The organism is Aeromonas sp. sia0103 (genome assembly GCF_963895295.1).
Classification (GTDB): Bacteria; Pseudomonadota; Gammaproteobacteria; order Enterobacterales; family Aeromonadaceae; genus Aeromonas; species Aeromonas encheleia.
On the sequence record NZ_CAWQKG010000063.1, the window covers coordinates 32,622 to 52,301 of the forward strand.

Sequence of the window (19,680 nt, forward strand, 5' to 3'; positions counted from 1 at the left end):
GTTCTCACTCCCGCGGGTCATGATAGGTATGGCTCATCGGCAGATTCGGTGCGGCGACGGCAAACTCCAGCACCACCATGGCCCCGCCATCCAGGGCCGAGCCCAGCCAGATCTCGCCGGCGCAGCGCGCCAGCAGGGAGCGGCAGATGGTCAACCCCAGGCCGAGCCCCACCTCCTTGGAGCTGGTGAAGGGGATGAACAGCCTGGGCAGAATCGCCTCGGCGAAGCCGGGGCCGCTGTCACACAGGGCGATGCGCACCCGCTCACTCCCCCGCTCGAGCAGCAGCAGGCGCAGCCGGCGCGACTCCCGCCCGGCGATGGCATCGAGACCGTTTACCAGCAGGTTGACCAGCACCTGCTCCACCAGACCGGGGTCGGCCTGGATCCAGAGCGCGGGGGGCAGCTCGTTGTGCAGCTGGCAACCCTCACGCCTGGCGCGGTTCTCCACCAGCAGTAGGGACTGCTCCGCCAGCTCATGCAGGTCAAGCCGAGCCAGGGCATCGAGCTGGGGCGACTTGCGGGCAAAGTTGCGCAGCGCCGTGATGATGCGATTCATGCGCTGACCGAGCCGCTCTATCTTGTCCAGCTCTTGGGCTAGCCGCTGGCTCTCCCCGCTCGCCAGCGCCAGCCGGCTGGTGTAGAGGTAGGTCATCATGGCCGACAGCGGCTGGTTGAGCTCATGGGCCAGGCTGGTCATGGCCTGGCCGACCACCGCCATCTTGGCCGCCTGGATCAGCTCGTCCTGGGTCTGCAGCAGGTTGCGCTGGGCCTGCTCCCGCTGCTCCACCTCCTCGGCCAGGCGCCGGTTATTCTCGGTCAGCTCAAGGGTGCGCTCCGCCACCAGCAGCCCCAGCTCCCTGGCGGTCAGCTCCTGGCGGGTCACATCCGTGATGGTGATGATGAACTTGGAGCGTCTGGCCTGCTCGAAGCGGCGGAAGTTGAAATGCAGGTAGCGCACCTGCCCCGCCAGCTCGGCGGCCAGGGTGCATTCGCTGCTGCCGAGCCGCTGCAACGGCTGATCGGGCAGGAACTGGGCCGCCAGCATGGCGTAGCCCTCACCGGGAAACAGCTGCCACAGCGGCTGCTCAGGCGCGATGGCGCTCTGCTGGAACAGGGTCAGGGCGCTCAGGTTGACGGACTCTATGGTGCCGTCCGGATGGCAGGTGATGAGGGAGGCCTGGGTGTTGTTGATGAGGTTGAGGGCGTTGCTCTTCTCCATCTGCTGCAGCTGCTCGCAGAAGCTGCGCAGGCTCTCCCCCAGGCGGCCGATCTCGTCCCGCCCGGCAGTCTTGATCGGTTGCTCCAGTTGGCCGGCGGCGACCCTGGCCAGATCCTGGCCGAGGATGTCCAGCCGCCGGATCAGCCGCCGTCCGATCAGCACCACCAGCACGAAACCCCCGATCAGCAGCGAGAGGCTCAGGCCCACCAGGATCACCGTCTTGCCGGTGGCCACCATGCGGTGGCTGTCATGGCCCAGGGTGCGCAGCGCCTGGTTGGCCTCGGTCACCACCCGGCTCACCCTGGCATGATAGCCGGAGACGGACTCATCCAGCTGGGGACGCAGCGCCTGCAACTGTTGATGGGTCTGCACGTCGGCGGTCAGCAGCCGCTGCAGCTGGCCGCCGGGTTTGACCAGGGTGACTATCTCTTCGAGGATCTGGCGGTAGCTCACCGTCGAGGGGTAATCGGCGAGACGAGCGGTCAGGCCGTCGATCTCGTCGATCTTGTAACCGATAAACAGGAAGGCACTCTCCAGATCCTGCTGATAACGCTGCGCCATTACCTCCTCCACTAGGCTCTGCAGCTCGTTCTCCTTGAAGGTGAGATCCTGCAGGGCGGAGAACTCCTTGATGACTTCCGCCAGGTTCTCCTGCTGCGCATGGCTCTCGACCATGCCGGTCAGGTGCCACTCCACCTCCTGCAACAGGGGCGCCACCTCCTCGACCAGATCCTGATGCAGCCAGCTGCTGCGCTTCTGCATCTGGCTCAGCATCTCCTGGTGATCCAGCTGCTGGCGCAGGTAGCCGGCGTGGCGCTCGACCCGCTCGCCGAGCTCGGCGAAGGCCTGGCGCTGGCCGGGGGTCTCCCTGTTGTCCGGGCTGCTGGAGAGGGAGGATTGGCGCATCTGCTGCAGGGTCACCGACACCTGACGGGAGAGCCGCTGGTGATCCCCAAGGGTGCGCGCGTCCCTGAGCTGGGCCAGCTGCAGCAGCAAGCGGGAGCTGGCCCGCTCCAGCCGGTAGGCCTCGTCGATGGCTGGCAGGCTCTCCTCGACGATCAGCCCCACCTGGCTGCCCAACCGATCCCACATCACGTAGGCGGTGCCCCCCATGGCGAGCGCCAGGGCCGTGATGGCCACGAAGGAGAGCATGAGCCGCCGCCCCAGGGTACCGGGCCAGCGCAGTCGCCAGCGCCTCATGGCTTGGCCGCCCGCTCTACCAGCGCCACGGCGGCCGCCAGATTGTTTCGGGTGAGCTGGCGCCACTGATGCAGCAGATGCTCGGCCTGGGGATTGGGCCTGTCCTGCTCGTAGAGCGCATCGAACAGCGCCTGAATGGCCGGATCCTGCGCCTGCGCCTCGCTCAGGGGCGGTGTACTGGCCAGGGCCCTGGCCTCGGCCAGCAGGGCCGCCCGCCCGGCATCCACCTCGGCGATGCCCTGCCAGGTGAGCCGCAGCTTGGGCAACTGCTGGGTGATGGTCTGCTCGAACAACCCCTTCAGCAGGCTGGCACGGCGATAGAGCAGCTCCTTGTCGATCACGAACTCGGTCTGCTGCGCCAGCTTCGGCTCGGTGAGCGTCACCTTGGCCATCTCCGAGGTGCCGACTATGGCCTGCCCCTGCGCCGAGAGCAGGTAATCGATGAACTGGCCGGCCAGCGCCGATTGCCGGCTGCTGCGGGTCACCGCCAGGTAGGTCGGCAGGATCGCCGCCTGCGGCAGAGGGGTGAAGCCGAGGTGATCGAAGCGGGCCTGGCTGGTGCGGGCGTAGCTCTCAATCACCAGGCCGACCCCCGCCAGCCCGCGGCTGATGCCGTCGCTGACCCCGAAGCTGCGGGCCGTGATGGCGGACAGGTTGCCGCCTATCTGCATCAGCATGGCCCAGCCCCGCTGCCAGCCATATTGCTGCAGTATGCTCTCCACCATCATGTGGGTGGTGCCGGACTGGGAGGGGGAACTCATCATCACATGGCCCATGAAGACGGGGTCGGTCAGGCTCTGCCAACTGGTCGGTACCGGCAGCCGGTATTTCTCCAGGTAGCGCCTGTTGTACATGATGCCGATGCCGGAATAGCCGACCACCGCCACCTTGTCCTCCAGCCCCATGGTATGCGGGCTCAACCAGGCCGGGGCCCGGCTCTCGATCGGCAACTCAGTCAGCAGGCCCGCCTTGTCGAGGGAGTGAAAGAAGGTGGGGGACGAGGAGAGCACTATGTCGACCGGAGCGCCATCGGCCTGGGTCAACAGCCGCAGGGCGGGCAAGGTACGCCTGTAGATCACCTCCACCCTGACCCCGGGATTGGCCTCGGTGAACCCCGCCACCATGGCCTTGACCGGGGTCTCGGAGAAGGAGGTCAGCACCGTCAGCGAGGCCGCCACGGCCCCGGCGCTGAACCCGCCACAGAGCAGCAGCAACATGGAGAGCAATCGGCAATCTGTTTGCATGGCGGCTGGATGCCCCTGTTGTCATCGAATGTGTGCGAGCGATCAAAGATTCGGGATCCGGTCAAAAACGCCTGGCCGGGGCCATGGGCCGGATCTGACTCATTCCCCTCATTCCTGTGCCTTATTGTCTTTGATCCCGCCGGAGCGAACCAGACGAAACAGGCCATTTCTGACTCAGGATCCCGGCACCTTGAGTCACAAATGACCCGAAAAGCGCGTTTTGTCAGGACCAGAACAGCCTCCCTAAGATGGCGCCGACAGTCAGAGCCTCTCTGCACTTCCGCTACCCACACTCACGGAGCACAGCATGTTCAACTTCTTCAAGACGCGAGCCGACCTGCCGGTCATGGACGCCTCGCCGGACAAGATAAAATCCATCTATCGCAAGTATCAGTGGCAGGTCTTCCTGGGTCTGGTGCTGGGTTACGCCATGTTCTACGTGGTTCGCATGAGCCTGAACGTGGTCAAGAAGCCCCTGCTGGATGCCGGCATCGTCACCCTGGATGAGCTGGGTGTCATCGGCTCGGCCTTCCTGTTCACCTATGCGGTCGGCAAGTTCTCCAATGGCTTCCTGGCGGATTACGCCAACATAGGCCGCTTCATGTCGGTCGCTCTGGGTGCCTCCGCGATCTGCACCATCTTCATGGGCATGAACACAGCCACCTTCTTCCTGGTGCTGATGTGGGGTCTGAACGGCTGGTTCCAGTCCATCGGCTCGGCGCCCTCCTGCGTCTCCATCTTCCAGTGGTTCTCTCCCAAGCAGCGTGGCTCCGTCTACTCCATCTGGGGCGGCTCGCGCAACATAGGGGAAGGCATCTCCTGGATCCTGACCGCCTCCGTCGTCAGCTACTTCGGCTGGCAGGCCGGCTTCATCGGCGCCGGCATCGCCTCGGGGATCGCCGCCATCTTCATGTTCCTGGTCCTGAAAGACCGCCCGCAGACCTATGCCCTGCCCGAGCCTGCCGTTGCCTTCGGTGAGGCGCCCGAGATCGCCAAGAAGGTCGAGCCGGCCGAGATCCGCCGCGCCCAGCTGTTCATCCTCAAGCAGCCGACCGTCTGGCTCATCGCCGCCGCCTGCGCCTGCATGTACATGTCCCGCTACGCCATGAGCTCCTGGGCCGTGCTCTATCTGCAGGAGCAGAAGGGCTACAGCCTGATCGATGCCGGCTTCGCCATGTCCGCCTACCCCATCGCCGGTTTCATCGGCGCCATCCTGGCCGGGGTCATCTCCGACAAGGTATTCAACTCCAACCGCCACATCCCGACCCTGCTGTACGGCCTGGCCAACATCGCCGGTATGTGCCTGATGTTCTGGGGTCCCCAGAGCCGCATGATGGATGCCGTCGCCCTCTCCCTGATCGGCTACTCCATCGGGGGTCTGGTGGTGTTCCTGGCCGGCCTGACCGCCTGCGACCTGATGCCCAAGACGGCGGTGGGTGCGGTGAAGGGCTTCATCGGTCTGTGCTCCTACATCGCCGCCTCCGGCCAGGAGCTGGTCTCCGCCGCCCTGATCGAGACCAGCGTGGTCGATGGCGTCACCCACTACGACTTCAGCAGCGCCCAGTACTTCTGGCTCGGTGCCTCGGTGGTCTCCATGCTGCTCGCCCTGACGGTGTGGAATGCCAAAAAAGTCGTGAACTACTGACGACAAACAGGCGTGAAAAAGGTGGTCAATTGACCACCTTTTTTGTCTCCCAGACCCACCAGAGAGGATTCATCCCTATGCGTAAAACCAAGATCATCGCCACCCTTGGCCCCACCAGCGCCTGCACCGAGATGGTGGAGAAGCTGATCCTGGCCGGGGTCAACGTCTTTCGGCTGAACTTTTCCCACGGCAGCGGCGAGCAGCATAGACAACTCGCAGGGCGGATCCGCGAGGCCGCCAGCCGGCTCGGGGTACAGATCGGCATCCAGAGCCAGCTCCAAGCAGCTGCCACGCCAATCTAAGCGACACAGTCACACGCCGCTGGCGGGTGTTACCAGGCGAGATTTTCCAGACTCAGGAGATCCAGCATGCTGCCGGATCGCTTCCACTCGAAGCTCTGATTGGCACCGCCAAAACACTCGGCCAGCCGCAGCGGCACCGCGGGCTTGTGGCGGCTGCCGGCCACATCCAGACACAGGGAGGCCTGCCGATTGAACAGCCGATCGTCCTGCCACTGCCATTGACGGCTGCCATCCTGGCAGTCCCCCATGGCGAGCTCATCAGCGCCGTTGGCGATCAGGCAACGCTGGGCCAGCTGCAGGGCCCCCACATCCCAGCTGAACTGCTGGCTTGGGCTCTGATCGCAGGGCTGGGTCAGCAGCGTCCCCTGCTCGCTCAGGGTCACGCAGAATCCGCCGCTGGTCACGATCGTGGCCGGCGCTGCCGCCATGGACGACTTGGGCGCGGCGGCCATCAGGAGATCCTTCGGCTTGGGTTGCAACGCACAACCGCCGAGCAGCAGAGCCGCCAGGGCGAGCACGCAGGAGTGAAGGGTAAAGGTATGGTGGTGCATATCGCCTGTGCCTGGATGTGTTCGAGGATGTCCACTGTCTCGTGGCTCTGACGCCCAGCATAACGGACTCGAGGCGAGCAGGCGCCAACAGAAATGTAATAAGACGTGACAGGACGCTGGCAGGCAAGGCTGAAAAGCAAAAACCCCGCCGAAGCGGGGTTTTCATAATGTGGTCGGTGATAAAGGATTCGAACCTTTGACCCTCTGGTCCCAAACCAGATGCGCTACCGGGCTGCGCTAATCACCGATGGGGTACTTCTTAAAACACAAAGACGACCAGACGGTCATCCTCGTCATACAGCAAGTATGGTGCGAAGAGAGGGACTCGAACCCTCACACCCGGGGGGCACTAACACCTGAAGCTAGCGCGTCTACCAATTCCGCCACCTTCGCATACCTGACAAGCTGTAAAATGGGGTGGCTGATGGGGCTCGAACCCACGACAACCGGAATCACAATCCGGGACTCTACCAACTGAGCTACAGCCACCACAGCTGTTTTCGTTCCACAACAACGCCCGTTTAACCGGCACACTTATGATGGTGCGCCCGACAGGATTCGAACCTGTGACCTCTGCCTCCGGAGGGCAGCGCTCTATCCAGCTGAGCTACGGGCGCTACGCTGTCGAACGGGGCGCATTATTAATGATGGCGCCCACCTTGTCTACTCTTTTTTTATTGCGATGAATCAAGCGCTTGTTTTTCAATCACTTCGTACAGTTTTATGCCACTTCTCGCCGTCTGGGACCGAAATGGCATCCCTCTGTTACGGTTCTGTACCCTTTGTGGGGGGAAACGGGTTCAGTCACTTGACTTGGCTTCTTCCCTACCTAGAATGAATGAACGTTCATTCAGCCGATATAGTCACAGGGTCATGAATAAGAAAGAGCGCATCTTCGATGCGGCCTACGAGGTGCTCGGCGAGCAGGGCTTCTATGGCCTGTCCATCGCCGTGGTCGCCAAGAAAGCCAGGGTGGCAGCAGGCACTATCTACCGTTACTTCAGTGACAAGGATGACCTGATCCGCCAGCTATATCAGCACACCATCCTCAAGTGTCATCCCCGGATCATGGAGGGGGTGCAGATTGAGGAAGTGTCATATCGGCAGTACCGGCGCCTGTGGCTCAACATCAATGCCATTTTTGCCAATGAACCCAATGCACTCAAATGCAAATTACAGTACGAAAGTTCTCCATTGGGGGCTGAACTGGAACGGAATCCGGTCATAATGGCGACGTGGGCGCCACTTGAGCGCTTCTTCGAACAGGGACGCCAACAAGGATTGTTTATCGATTTACCCGTCCGGGCGCTGCAGGTGCTGAGCCTGGACTGTGTGGCAAACATGGCTCTACAACGCCAGTTCCATCCCTTTGTATTGACGCAGGAACAGCTGGAGACTGTGGTCAAGGCCAGCTGGAATGCCATTTTAAACCCTAATTTTTCCATCACAGGAGCCTGTTCATGAAAAAGTGGATGGCCATCATGTTGCTGATAGCACTCGCCCTGTTTGGCAGTGTCATCGGTTTCAATATGTTCAAGCAGAAGAAGATTGCCGAGTTCATGGCCAACCGACCCGAGCCCGAATTCCCGGTGACCGCCACGGTGACCAAGGCGCAGGATTGGATACCCACCATAGAAGCGATCGGTTTCATCGAGCCTTATCAGGGGGTCACCCTCTCCAGCGAGCTGGCGGGCACCATCGACAAGATCAGCTTCGAATCCGGCGCCCAGGTCAAGGCGGATCAGCTGCTGCTGAGCCTGGACTCCGGCGTGGAGAAAGCCAATCTGCAATCTTCACAAGCCAAGTTGCCGGCGGCCCGGGCCAAGTTCGAGCGCTACCAGAACCTGTACCAGAAGAACTCCATCTCCAGGGATCAACTGGACGATGCCGAGGCCAGCTACCGCTCGCTGGAAGCCGACATCGAGAGCCTGAAGGCCACCATCACCCGTCGTGAGCTCCGTGCCCCCTTCGGTGGTGTCGTGGGCCTGCGCAACGTCTTCCTCGGTCAGTATCTGGAGCCAGGTTCCGAGATAGTGCGACTGGAAGACACCAGCGTGATGCGTCTGCGCTTCACCGTGCCCCAAACCGACATCTCCAAGATTTCCCTCGGCCAGGTCATCAAGATCAACGTGGATGCCTATCCCCAGGCCCAGTTTGACGGTCAGATCACCGCCATCGAGCCGGCGGTCAACTACCAGAGCGGCCTGATCCAGGTGCAGGCAGACATCCCGAACAACGAGGGTCAGCTGCGTTCCGGCATGTTCGCCCGTGCCAGCATCATCCTGCCCACGGTGAAAGATCAGATAGTGATCCCGCAATCCGCCATCTCCTTCACCCTGTATGGCGAGAACGTCTATGTCATTCACGCAGCAGACGGTGCGAAACGCGCCAAGCAGGTGGTGATCAAGGCGGGTGAGCGTCGCGGCAATGACGTCCATGTGTTGTCAGGCATCAAGGCTGGCGACGAAATCGTGCTGTCGGGTCAGGTTCGCCTGAGCAACGATACCAAGGTGCGCGTGGTCGACAACGATGCCCTTGCCGTTCCGGCACAAACCCCGATGCTGTAAGCGCGGAGATCTGCGATGCGATTTACTGACACATTTATAAAAAGGCCCGTGCTGGCGATCTCGCTCAGCTTCCTGATAGCCCTGCTGGGCTTCCAGGCCATCTTCAAGATGCAGGTGCGGGAATATCCTGAGGTGATCAACACCGTGATCACGGTCAGCACCAGCTACTACGGTGCCAGTGCCGATCTGATCCAGGGCTTCATCACCCAGCCGCTGGAGCAGGCGGTCGCGCAAGCCGACAACATCGACTTCATGACCTCCTCCAGCCAGCTGGGCAGCTCCACCGTGACGGCTTACATGAAGCTGAACACCGACCCCAACGCCGCCTTGTCCGACATCCTGGCCAAGGTCAACTCGGTGCGCTCCCAGCTGCCGAAAGAGGCGGAAGACCCCTCGGTCACCTCCTCCACCGGCTCCACCACGGCGGTGCTCTACATGGGCTTCACCAGCCCAGAGCTCAACTCCAGCCAGATCACCGACTACCTGGAACGGGTCATCAAGCCCCAGCTGTTCACCGTCGGCGGGGTCTCCAAGATCGATCTCTATGGCGGGGTCGAGTTTGCCCTGCGGGTATGGCTGGATCCGGCCAAGATGGCGGCCTTCGATCTGACCTCCAGCGACGTGATGACGGTGCTCAACAGCAACAACTATCAGTCGGCCACCGGTCAGGCGACTGGTTATTTCACCCTGTTCAACGGCAACGCCGAGACCCAGGTCAGCGGCACCGATGAGCTCAAGCGTCTGGTGGTGGCGACCCGCGACAGCAAGGTGATCCGTCTCTCCGACATCGCCAAGGTGTCGCTGGAGAAGAGTCACGACATCTATCGCGCCAGCGCCAACGGCCGCGAGGCCGTGGTACTTGCCATCAACGCGGCGCCGACCGCCAACCCCATCAACATCGCCCACGATGTGCTGGAGCTGCTGCCGAGCCTGAAGAGCAACATGCCGAGCACCATGCAGGTCAACATCCTGTATGACTCCACCATCGCCATCAACGAGTCCATCCACGAGGTAATCAAGACCATACTGGAGGCGGCCGCCATCGTACTGGTGGTGATCACCCTGTTCCTCGGTTCGTTCCGGGCCGTCATCATCCCCATCATCACCATCCCGCTGAGCCTGATCGGCGTGGTGATGATGATGGATCTGTTCGGCTTCTCGATAAACCTGATGACCTTGCTGGCCATGGTGCTGGCGATCGGTCTGGTGGTGGATGACGCCATAGTGGTGCTGGAGAACGTCGACCGCCACATCAAGGAGGGGGAAGAACCGTTCAGAGCCGCCATCATCGGTACCCGGGAGATAGCCGTGCCGGTCATCGCCATGACGGTGACCCTGGCCGCGGTGTACGCGCCTATCGCCCTGATGGGGGGCATCACCGGCTCCCTGTTCAAGGAGTTCGCGCTCACCCTGGCGGGGGCGGTGTTCGTCTCCGGCATCATAGCCCTGACCCTGTCGCCCATGATGTGCTCCAAGATGCTCAAGGCCAACGAGACGCCGAACAAGTTCGAGAGCACTGTGCATCACCTGCTGGATCGGATGACGGACCGCTACGATCGCATGCTGCATGCGGTCATGCAGCACCGCATCGTGGTCATACTGTTCGCCGTCATCGTGTTCGGCAGCCTGCCGCTGCTGTTCAAGTTCATCCCGAGCGAGCTGGCCCCGTCCGAGGATAAGGGCGTTATGGCCGTGCTGGGGACGGCGCCGTCCAATGCCAACCTGGACTACATCGAGAACACCATGCAGGACGTGAACAAGATCCTGGATGACCAGCCGGAAATTGCCTACTCCCAGGTCTTCTCCGGGGTGTTCAACGCCAACCAGGCCTTCGGCATCGCCTCCATGGTGCCCTGGAGCCAGCGTGAGGCAAGCCAGAAAGAGGTGCTGGATAGGGTCGCCGGTCTGGTGAAGGACATCCCAGGGATGGCCATCACCACCTTCCAGTTCCCCGAGCTGCCGGGTGCCTCGAGCGGTCTGCCCATCCAGTTCGTCATCACCACCCCGAACAGCTTCGAGAGCCTGTTCCTGATCGCGGGTGAGATGCTGGCGGCCACCCACGCCAATGGCCAGTTCGTCTATTCGGATCTCGATCTGAACTACGACTCGGCCACCATGAAGATCAAGATCGACAAGGACAAGGCGGGTGCCTACGGCATCACCATGCAGGACATAGGCACCACCATGGGTACCATGATGGCGGATGGCTACGTCAACCGCATCGATCTGGATGGCCGCTCCTACGAGGTGATCCCGCAGGTTGAGCGCAAGTTCCGCCTGAACCCTGAATCCATGAAGGGTTACTACGTGCGCGCCGCCGATGGCAAGTCGATCCCGCTGGGCAGCCTGATCAGCATCGAAGTGGTGGGTGAGCCCCGTGCCCTGCCCCACTTCAACCAGCTGAACTCGGCCACCATAGGCGCCGTACCGGCACCGGGTGTGGCCATGGGTGATGCGATCAACTGGTTCAAGACCACCGCCGAAGAGAAGCTGCCGCAAGGCTATCGCTACGACTTCATGGGGGAGGCTCGCCAGTTCGTGACCGAAGGCAACGCGCTCTACGCCACCTTCGCCCTGGCCCTTGCCATCATCTTCCTGGTGCTGGCGATCCAGTTCGAATCCGTGCGTGACCCCCTGGTGATCATGGTCTCGGTCCCGCTCGCCATCAGCGGCGCCCTGATCGCGCTGGCCTGGGGACTGGCCACCATGAACATCTACTCACAGGTCGGTCTCATCACGCTCGTTGGCTTGATTACCAAGCACGGCATCCTGATCTGTGAGGTGGCGAAGGAAGAACAGCTGCTGCACGGCATGAACCGGACGCAGGCCGTGATGCAGGCCGCCAAGGTGCGACTGCGCCCGATCCTGATGACCACCGCGGCCATGATTGCGGGCCTCATCCCGCTGCTCTACGCCGCCGGCGCCGGCGCCGCCCAGCGCTTCAGCATCGGCATAGTGATAGTGGCCGGTCTGGCCATCGGCACCCTGTTCACCCTGTTCGTGCTGCCGGTGATCTACACCTATCTGGCCTCCGAACACAAACCGCTGCCGGAATTCGATGAATCCATTCCGTCCAAGGCGAAAGGGAGTCATTAAGGCTCAGCCAGCATGCATAAGGCCCCGCGAGGGGCCTTATTTTTATCCGTTTGATGACGCACGACATAAGTCTATGAAGCAGTTAAACTAAACGGCACTTTCTCCGGACCGCAAGGATGCCATGTCAGGGATCTTCTCCAAGGCCGTCGGCCGCAACGGGCTCTCCTACCGCCTGCTCTCCTACATTCTGATCTGCAGCACAGCGCTGGCGTTCATCATCACGGTGTTGCAGCTCGCCTGGGACTACAACAAGGATGTGACCGTCATCGAGGACAGCATCGACCAGATCGAAGCCTCCTTCCTGCAACCCATCTCCGCCAGCCTGTGGAACCTGGATGAGGAGCAGGTCAAGGTCCAGATCGAAGGCATCATGAACCTGCCCAACATGCAGTTCGTGATGGTCAAGGAGATGCTGGGCAACTCCGAGGTGCCGCTGCTGACCCAGGGAGTGGAGAAGGACCAATATGACATCTCCCGCGAGTTCAGCCTCACCTATCAGGGGGAAGTGGTCGGCAAGCTGTTCGTCGCCGCCTCGCTGGAGCAGATCTACCAGCGCCTGATCGAGAAATCCGTGCTGATCATGGTCAGCCAGACCATCAAGACCCTGGTCGTCTCTTTCTGCATCCTGATCATCATCTACTACCTGGTGATCCGTCATATCAACCGCATCGTCAGCTACGCCCAGAAACTGAGCCTGGATCGGCTGGCGGTGGAGCTGACCCTGGAAGGGCGCAGCCTGCCCCGCAAGAACCCCGACGAATTCGACTCCCTCGCCGCCACCCTCAACCAGATGCGCACCCGCCTGAACGATGAGTTCACGGCCCGCCATCAGGCGGTCGAGCAGCTGCAGCAGGAGCGGGACTTCTCCGCCACCCTGATCAACTCGGCCAACATGGTCATCTGCTGCATGGAGCCGGATCTCAACATCGCCAGCATCAATCCGGCGGCCATCCTGCTCACCGGCTATCACCATCAGGAGATACTGCAGCACAACTGGCTGGATCTGTTCGTCAGCAAGGAGCAGCGGGCGGAACTGGCAGAGATCCTGGCCAACCAGGGCTCCCTCGAAGACAGGGAGATAGTCATGCACGATCAGCAGGACCACGAGCTCGTCCTGCAGTGGACCTTCGCCCCCTTCTACGAAGGCCCCAACCTCAAGTATTTGATTGGCTTCGGTTATGACATCACCCGCCTCAAAAAGGTGGAGCGGGAGATCATCTCGCTCAACGAACAGCTGGAGGGCAAGGTGGTGGAGCGCACCCGCAGCCTGAGCGACGCCAACGATCAGCTGGGCAAGGCCTATGACGAGCTGAAGCGGGCCCAGCAGACCCTGGTGGAATCGGAGAAGATGGCCTCGCTGGGATCGCTGGTCGCGGGGGTCGCCCACGAGATCAACACCCCCATCGGCATCAGCGTCACCGCCTCCTCCTACCTGCAGGAGCGGGTGGCCGACTTCAAGCAGCACATCGAGGCCAAGCAGCTCTCGCGCTCCTACCTGACCGAGTTCACGGTCAACCTGGATGAATCCATGCAGCTGCTGCAGGGCAACCTGAGACGCGCCTCCGAGCTCATCGCCAGCTTCAAGCAGGTGGCGGTCGATCAGTCCTCCGAGGCGCGCTACAACTTCAGCCTGGCCGACAACCTGCACCAGGTGGTGGTCTCCCTTGGCCACAAGCTGAAGAAGGCCCAGTGCGAGGTCGACATCCAGTGCGATCCCAAGCTGACCATCTACTCCTTCCCCGGCAGCTTCACCCAGATCTATTCCAATCTCATCCTCAACTCCATCCACCACGGTTTCGATGACTGGGACAGGCCGAAGAAGATCACCATCAGGGTGGAGCAGCGGGAAGACGAGCTGACCATAGACTACAGCGACAATGGCCGCGGCATCCCGCCCGAGATACTGCCGCGCATCTTCGATCCCTTCGTCACCTCCAAGCGGGGTCAGGGGGGCAGCGGCCTCGGCACCCACATCATCTACAACCTGGTGGTGCAGCTGCTGCGCGGTCGCATTCACTGTGCCAGCGAGCTGGGCCAGGGAGCCCACTTCCATATCCGCCTGCCCACCCAGCATCACTGATGCCGAGGGGCTGTCGAGGTGTAGGCGTCCGCCGCTGAAACCTCGATAGACCCTACCTGGCTCTTGTGAGCCAGCCGCTTTATCCCCATCATGCTGTGATTGCATTCTTAACGAGCGGAGAACCTCGCAATGGCACAGCATTTTGACTATATCGCCATCGGCGGCGGCAGCGGCGGCATCGCCTCGGCCAACCGGGCAGCCATGTATGGCAAGAGAGTCGCCCTGATCGAAGCCAAGGCATTGGGGGGTACCTGCGTCAACGTCGGTTGTGTGCCCAAGAAGGCCATGTGGTATGCCGGCCAGATCGCCGATGCCCTGAGATACGGCGCCGACTACGGCTTCGACACCACCCTCAACCACTTCAGCTGGGCCAAGCTGGTCGAATCCCGCCAGGCCTATATCAGCCGCATTCACCAGTCCTATGAGAATGTGCTGGGCAAGAACCAGATCACCGTCATCAAGGGCTTCGCGCGCTTCGTCAACAGCAACACGGTCGAGGTGGATGGCGAGCACTACAGCGCCGACCACATACTGATCGCCACCGGCGGTCATCCCGAGGTGCCCACCATTCCCGGTGCCGAACTGGGTATCGATTCCGATGGGTTCTTCGCGCTGCAGGCACAACCCAAGCGGGTGGCCGTGGTGGGCGCAGGCTATATCGCCGTCGAGATCGCCGGCGTGATGCAGGCACTCGGCAGCGAAACCCACCTGGTGGTGCGCAAGCAGGCGCCGCTGCGCAACTTCGACCCCATGATCCAGGAGACCCTGGTGGAGATCATGGCGCAGGAAGGGCCCAAGCTGCACACCCACGCCATCCCCAAGGCGGTGATCAAGAACGCCGATGACAGCCTGACCCTGCAGCTGGAAGATGGCCGCCACCTCACCGTCGACTGCCTGATCTGGGCCATTGGCCGGGCACCGGCGACCGACAGGCTGAACCTGGCGGCCACCGGCATAGCGCTCGATGCCAAGGGCTATATCCCGACCGACAAGTTCCAGAACACGTCGGTGGCCAATCTCTATGCGGTGGGTGACAACACGGGTCGCATCCAGCTCACGCCGGTCGCCGTCGCCGCCGGCCGTCGCCTGTCGGAGCGGCTGTTCAACAACAAGCCCAGCGAGCACCTCAACTACGATCTGGTGCCGACCGTGGTGTTCAGCCACCCGCCCATCGGCACCATTGGGCTGACCGAGCCGGAGGCCATCGCCGAGTACGGCGAGGGCCAGGTCAAGGTCTACCGCAGCCAGTTCACCGCCATGTATTCGGCGCTGACCCAGCACCGCCAGCCCACCCGCATGAAGCTGGTCTGTGTCGGTCAGGAGGAGAAGGTAGTCGGTCTGCACGGCATCGGCTTCGCCATGGACGAGATACTGCAAGGCTTCGGCGTGGCCATGAAGATGGGTGCCACCAAGGCGGACTTCGACAACTGCGTGGCCATTCATCCCACCAGCGCGGAAGAATTTGTCACCATGCGCTAAGAAAGGGGACGCTGGCTGCACATCAGTCGCCAGCCTCCACCACTGCGTTGCCGCTCTCATCCCACCAGCGGAAGAGTTCGTGACCATGCGCTAGCGGCATCCCGCCCTCAAAAACCCGGCCAAGGCCGGGTTTTTTCTATCTTGTCGCTCAGTAACCCCCGCTTTTTACGCCGATTTTACGCCCGTCATCGGGCGCTTTATGGCGCCTTTACGCCCCTTCTTCATACCCTTGAGACGTCAATTACAGCCAAGGGGGCGATGTGGTTTTACATCGGCTTTCGGCGCTAATCATCTCAACGGAGTCGTTATGAATTGGCTATATCTGCTGCTGGTCCTCGCCCTGCTGGGTTATCTGCTGCGTGCGTTAACGCGCAGCCACGAGTGAGGGACTTGAAGATGCGGCAAGTAATTATCCATCCGGTGGCCTGCGGGCAGCCGGGCCTCGCGGGCTATCCAATGCGTGCACTGATGCACAGTGACCACGAGTGAGGGATCCAATATGTGGCAAGAAATAATCTATCCGGTGGCCTTCGTGCTGCTGGTGCTGCTGCCGGCACCCCTGCTCGGCAACTACATGTACAAGGTGTTCGAGGGGCAGAGTCGCTGGCTATCCCCCATCGAGCGAGCGACTATGGCCTGTTGCGGCACCGATGGCCGGGAGCAGGACTGGAAGTCCTACGCCCTCAGCCTGCTGGCCTTCAACGGCGCCGGCTTCGGCCTGCTGTTCCTGATCCTGATGGCGCAAGGCCTGCTGCCCCTCAACCCGCAGCAACTGCCCGGCCTGAGCTGGCAAATGGCCTTCAACACCGCGGTCAGCTTCATGACCAATACCAACTGGCAAGCCTATTCCGGTGAGGCCAGCCTCTCCTACTTCAGCCAGATGGTGGGGCTCACCACCCAGAACTTCGTCTCCGCCGGCACAGGCGCGGCCGTCGCCATCGCCCTGTTCCGCGGCATAGCCCGCCAGCAAACCACCCACCTTGGCAACTTCTGGCAGGATCTGGTGCGCTTCTGCCTCTATGTGCTGCTGCCGATGGCGCTGATCATGGCGCTGCTGCTGGTCTGGCAGGGCGTGCCCCAGACGCTGTCGGCCTATCTGCCGTTCCACAGCCTGGAAGGTCAGGAACAGCTGCTGCCGCTCGGCCCTGCCGCGTCCCAGATCGCCATCAAGCAGCTCGGCTCCAACGGCGGCGGCTTCTTCGGCATCAACTCGGCCCACCCGTTCGAGAACCCGACCGCCCTGACCAACTGGCTGGAGATGGTCGCCCTGCTCACCATAGCCGCCGCCATGGTCTGCACCCTGGGCCGCTACGTGAAGGACCTGGCCCACAGTCGCGCCATCCTCATCGCCATGACCATCATGCTGGTGCTGGGGCTCTGCCTCTCCCTCTCCCAGGAGATAAAGCCGGATCCCGCCCTCGCTCACCTCACCACTCAGATGGGCAACTGGGAAGGCAAGGAGAGCCGCTTCGGCCCAGTGCTCTCCAGCATCTGGGAAGTGGCGACCACGGCCGCCTCCAACGGCTCGGTCAACGCCATGCACGACAGCTTTGCCCCGCTCGGCGGCATGGTCGGCATGGTCAACATGCTGCTGGGTGAAGTGGTGTTCGGCGGCGTGGGTGCCGGTATCTACGGCATGATGCTGTTCGTGCTACTGACCGTGTTCCTGTGTGGCCTCATGGTGGGTCGCACCCCGACCTATCTGGGCAAGCGCCTCGGCATCACCGAGATGAAGTGGGTGGTCGCCAGCATGCTGGTGATGCCGGTCGGGGTATTGGTGATCGGTGGTGTGACCCTGCTGATGCCGGATGCCGCCACCATCATCGGTCACGACGGCCCCCACGGCCTGTCACGGCTGATCTATGCCTACGCCTCGGCCGCCGGCAACAACGGCTCCGCCTTCGCCGGCTTTGCCGCCGCCGATAGCTGGCAGTGCATCGCCATCGGCCTGGCCATGCTGCTCGGTCGCTTCGGTTACATCATCCCTGTGCTGGCCATCGCCGGCCAGCTCGCCCGCGCCCCGCGCCAGGAGACGGGTGAAGGTGACTTCCCGATCCGGGGGCCACTGTTTATTACCTTGCTGATCATCACAGTACTGCTGATTGGCGGCCTCTCCTTCCTGCCACTGCTGGCACTGGGACCGGTGGCCGAACATCTGAGCCTGATACAGGGAGCTTTCTAATGAGCAAGTCCATCTCCATGACAGCCCGCACCGACAAGGTGAAGGCCAAGAAACAGCGCTCGCAAGTCATACAGGCCATGATCGAGGCGCTCTATCGCTTCAACCCAAAGGCACTGTTTGGCAGCCCAATCCTGTTTACCCTCTGGCTGGCCGCCCTGATGGCGACCGTGGAATCCCTGCTGGGCCAACCCCTGTCGGGAGTGGCCCCCAGCCTGGCCTGGCAGCTGACCGCCTGGCTCTGGTTGACCCTCTGGTTTGCCAACTTCGCCGAGACCCTGGCCGAGGGCCGTGGCAAGGCGCGCGCCGACAGCCTGAAGGCGGGCATGAGCCAGCTCAGGGCCCGCAAGGTCAGCGATCCTCGCGATGGACAGGGGGAATGGGTGCCGGCCACCAGCCTGCTGAAAGGGGATCTGGTGCTGGTGCGCAGCGGCGAGATGATCCCGGCCGACGGTGAGGTGGTGGCCGGCATCGCCTCGGTCAACGAGGCCGCCATCACCGGCGAATCCGCCCCCGTCATCCGCGAGTCCGGCACCGACCGCAGCGGCGTGACCGGCAACACCACAGTGGTCTCCGACGAGATCTGGGTAAAGGTCAGCAACAATCCGGGGGAGAGCACGCTGGATCGGATGATTGCGCTGGTGGAAGGGGCCAAGCGCCAGAAGACCCCGAACGAGATGGCGCTCGATGCCCTGCTGGTGGGTCTGACCCTGATCTTCCTGCTGGTGGTCGCCACCCTGCCCTGGTTCCTCGACTACAACGGTACCCAGGTGCCCAGGCTCTACCTGATCGCCCTGTTCATCACCCTGATCCCGACCACCATAGGCGGCCTGCTCTCCGCCATCGGCATCGCCGGCATGGACCGGCTGGTGAAGCTGAATGTGATCGCCAAGTCGGGTCGTGCCGTGGAGGCCGCCGGTGACGTGCGAACCCTGCTGCTGGACAAGACCGGCACCATCACCTTCGGCAATCGCATGGCCGACGAGCTGATCCCGGCCCCCGGGGTGGATCCCTCCCTGCTGGCCCAGGCGGCCATGCTGGCCTCCCTCGGTGACAATACACCGGAAGGCAAGTCCATCCTGACCCTGGCCGGCAAGAGCATGGCCAAGCCGAGCCAACTGGAGAGTGACAAGTTGATCCCGTTCAGCGCCGAGACCCGGTTGAGCGGACTGGATCGCAACGGTCATCAATATCGCAAGGGGGCTGTGGATGCTGTGCTCAACTACCTCTCCCTCGCGCGCAAGGCGGTGCCGGAGCCGGTCCTGAAGGCGGTCGACAACATTGCCCGCCAGGGCGGCACCCCGCTGCTGGTCTGCACCCACGAGCAGTTGTTGGGGGTGGTGTACCTCAAGGACATCATCAAGCCCGGCATCAAGGCCCGCTTCCAGATCCTGCGTCACATGGGGATCCGCACCGTGATGATCACCGGCGACAACCCGCTGACCGCCGCCGCCATCGCCGCCGAAGCCGGGGTGGATGACTTCATCGCCGAAGCCACCCCCGAGAAGAAGCTGGCCTATATCCGCCAGGAGCAGGCCGATGGCCGCCTGGTCGCCATGTGCGGCGATGGTGCCAACGATGCTCCGGCGCTGGCCCAGGCCGACGTGGGTCTGGCCATGAACGAAGGGACCCAGGCCGCCAAGGAGGCAGGCAACCTGGTAGATCTGGACTCCAACCCCACCAAGTTGCTGGACGTGGTGCTGGTGGGCAAGCAGCTGCTGGTGACCCGGGGGGCGTTGACCACCTTCTCCATCGCCAACGACGTGGCCAAGTACTTTGCCATACTGCCGGCCCTGTTCATCGCCGCCTATCCGCAGCTGGGTGCGCTGAACCTGATGCAGCTGGGCAGCCCGCAGAGCGCCATTCTGTCGGCCATCATCTTCAACGCCCTGATCATAGTGGCGCTGGTGCCGCTGGCCCTGCGCGGTGTCAGCCTGAAGGGATCCGCCGCCAGCCTGCTGCGCCGCAACCTGCTGATCTACGGCGTCGGTGGGCTGCTGGTCCCCTTCATCGGCATCAAGCTGATCGATCTGGTCATCACAGGCCTGGGTCTGGTGTAAGGGGACGCGATGCAGGTTGTGGAAGCGAGGACATCCATGGCCTGCTGGTGCCCCCCAT

General features: G+C 62.4%; 12 protein-coding genes and 4 tRNA genes. 9 read left to right on the forward strand and 7 right to left on the reverse strand.

Features of this window, described 5'->3' with window-relative positions; genetic code table 11:
- Positions 1 to 4 precede the first annotated feature (4 nt).
- Positions 5 to 2,419: an ATP-binding protein gene (locus tag AACW18_RS21010; protein ID WP_218389750.1), complete on the reverse strand. Its 2,415-nt coding sequence runs from the start codon at positions 2,417 to 2,419 to the stop codon at positions 5 to 7.
- Positions 2,416 to 3,663, reverse strand: coding sequence for an ABC transporter substrate-binding protein (locus tag AACW18_RS21015; protein ID WP_218389751.1), 1,248 nt, complete (start codon positions 3,661 to 3,663; stop codon positions 2,416 to 2,418). Before AACW18_RS21015 ends, AACW18_RS21010 begins: the two co-directional genes overlap by 4 nt.
- 307 nt (positions 3,664 to 3,970) lie before the next feature.
- Between AACW18_RS21015 and AACW18_RS21020 the strand changes: the two genes are divergently transcribed.
- Both AACW18_RS21020 and AACW18_RS21025 read left to right on the forward strand, forming a co-directional pair.
- Positions 3,971 to 5,308 (forward strand): MFS transporter, encoded by a 1,338-nt coding sequence (locus tag AACW18_RS21020; RefSeq protein ID WP_218389752.1) that lies wholly within the window; start codon positions 3,971 to 3,973, stop codon positions 5,306 to 5,308.
- 77 nt (positions 5,309 to 5,385) lie between these two features.
- On the forward strand, positions 5,386 to 5,610 hold the full coding sequence (locus AACW18_RS21025; RefSeq protein WP_218389753.1) for a pyruvate kinase: 225 nt from the start codon (positions 5,386 to 5,388) through the stop codon (positions 5,608 to 5,610).
- A gap of 29 nt (positions 5,611 to 5,639) precedes the next feature.
- On the opposite strand, the gene AACW18_RS21030 is transcribed toward AACW18_RS21025, so the two are convergent.
- The 5 genes from AACW18_RS21030 to AACW18_RS21050 form a co-directional block, all read right to left on the reverse strand.
- Positions 5,640 to 6,161: an RICIN domain-containing protein gene (locus tag AACW18_RS21030; protein WP_218389754.1), complete on the reverse strand. Its 522-nt coding sequence runs from the start codon at positions 6,159 to 6,161 to the stop codon at positions 5,640 to 5,642.
- 170 nt (positions 6,162 to 6,331) lie between these two features.
- A tRNA-Pro gene (locus AACW18_RS21035) sits at positions 6,332 to 6,408 on the reverse strand.
- A gap of 60 nt (positions 6,409 to 6,468) precedes the next feature.
- Positions 6,469 to 6,554: transfer RNA gene (locus tag AACW18_RS21040), tRNA-Leu, on the reverse strand.
- Between the two features lie 20 nt (positions 6,555 to 6,574).
- Positions 6,575 to 6,650 (reverse strand) — tRNA-His (locus AACW18_RS21045).
- Positions 6,651 to 6,701: 51 nt separating this feature from the next.
- Positions 6,702 to 6,778: transfer RNA gene (locus AACW18_RS21050), tRNA-Arg, on the reverse strand.
- 256 nt (positions 6,779 to 7,034) lie between these two features.
- Here AACW18_RS21050 and AACW18_RS21055 point away from each other — a divergent pair.
- The 7 genes from AACW18_RS21055 (at position 7,035) to kdpB (ending at position 19,622) form a co-directional block, all read left to right on the forward strand.
- Positions 7,035 to 7,625, forward strand: a complete 591-nt coding sequence (locus tag AACW18_RS21055; protein WP_042651548.1) for a TetR/AcrR family transcriptional regulator — start codon at positions 7,035 to 7,037, stop codon at positions 7,623 to 7,625.
- Complete coding sequence (locus AACW18_RS21060; RefSeq protein WP_218292574.1) at positions 7,622 to 8,728, forward strand: efflux RND transporter periplasmic adaptor subunit; 1,107 nt, start codon at positions 7,622 to 7,624, stop codon at positions 8,726 to 8,728. Before AACW18_RS21055 ends, AACW18_RS21060 begins: the two co-directional genes overlap by 4 nt.
- A 15-nt stretch (positions 8,729 to 8,743) precedes the next feature.
- On the forward strand, positions 8,744 to 11,824 hold the full coding sequence (locus AACW18_RS21065; RefSeq protein WP_042651550.1) for a multidrug efflux RND transporter permease subunit: 3,081 nt from the start codon (positions 8,744 to 8,746) through the stop codon (positions 11,822 to 11,824).
- A gap of 121 nt (positions 11,825 to 11,945) precedes the next feature.
- Complete coding sequence (locus tag AACW18_RS21070; RefSeq protein ID WP_218329936.1) at positions 11,946 to 13,904, forward strand: ATP-binding protein; 1,959 nt, start codon at positions 11,946 to 11,948, stop codon at positions 13,902 to 13,904.
- Positions 13,905 to 14,033: 129 nt separating this feature from the next.
- A complete protein-coding gene (gene gorA, locus AACW18_RS21075) occupies positions 14,034 to 15,383 on the forward strand; it encodes a glutathione-disulfide reductase (RefSeq protein WP_218329937.1) in 1,350 nt (449 codons plus the stop codon).
- A gap of 499 nt (positions 15,384 to 15,882) precedes the next feature.
- Entirely contained in the window at positions 15,883 to 17,565 is a 1,683-nt protein-coding gene (kdpA, locus tag AACW18_RS21080) for a potassium-transporting ATPase subunit KdpA (RefSeq protein WP_218389755.1), read from the forward strand.
- Positions 17,565 to 19,622 carry a potassium-transporting ATPase subunit KdpB gene (gene kdpB / locus AACW18_RS21085; protein WP_218389756.1) on the forward strand — a complete coding sequence of 686 codons (2,058 nt, stop codon included), beginning with the start codon at positions 17,565 to 17,567 and terminating at the stop codon, positions 19,620 to 19,622. Before kdpA ends, kdpB begins: the two co-directional genes overlap by 1 nt.
- Positions 19,623 to 19,680 lie beyond the last annotated feature (58 nt).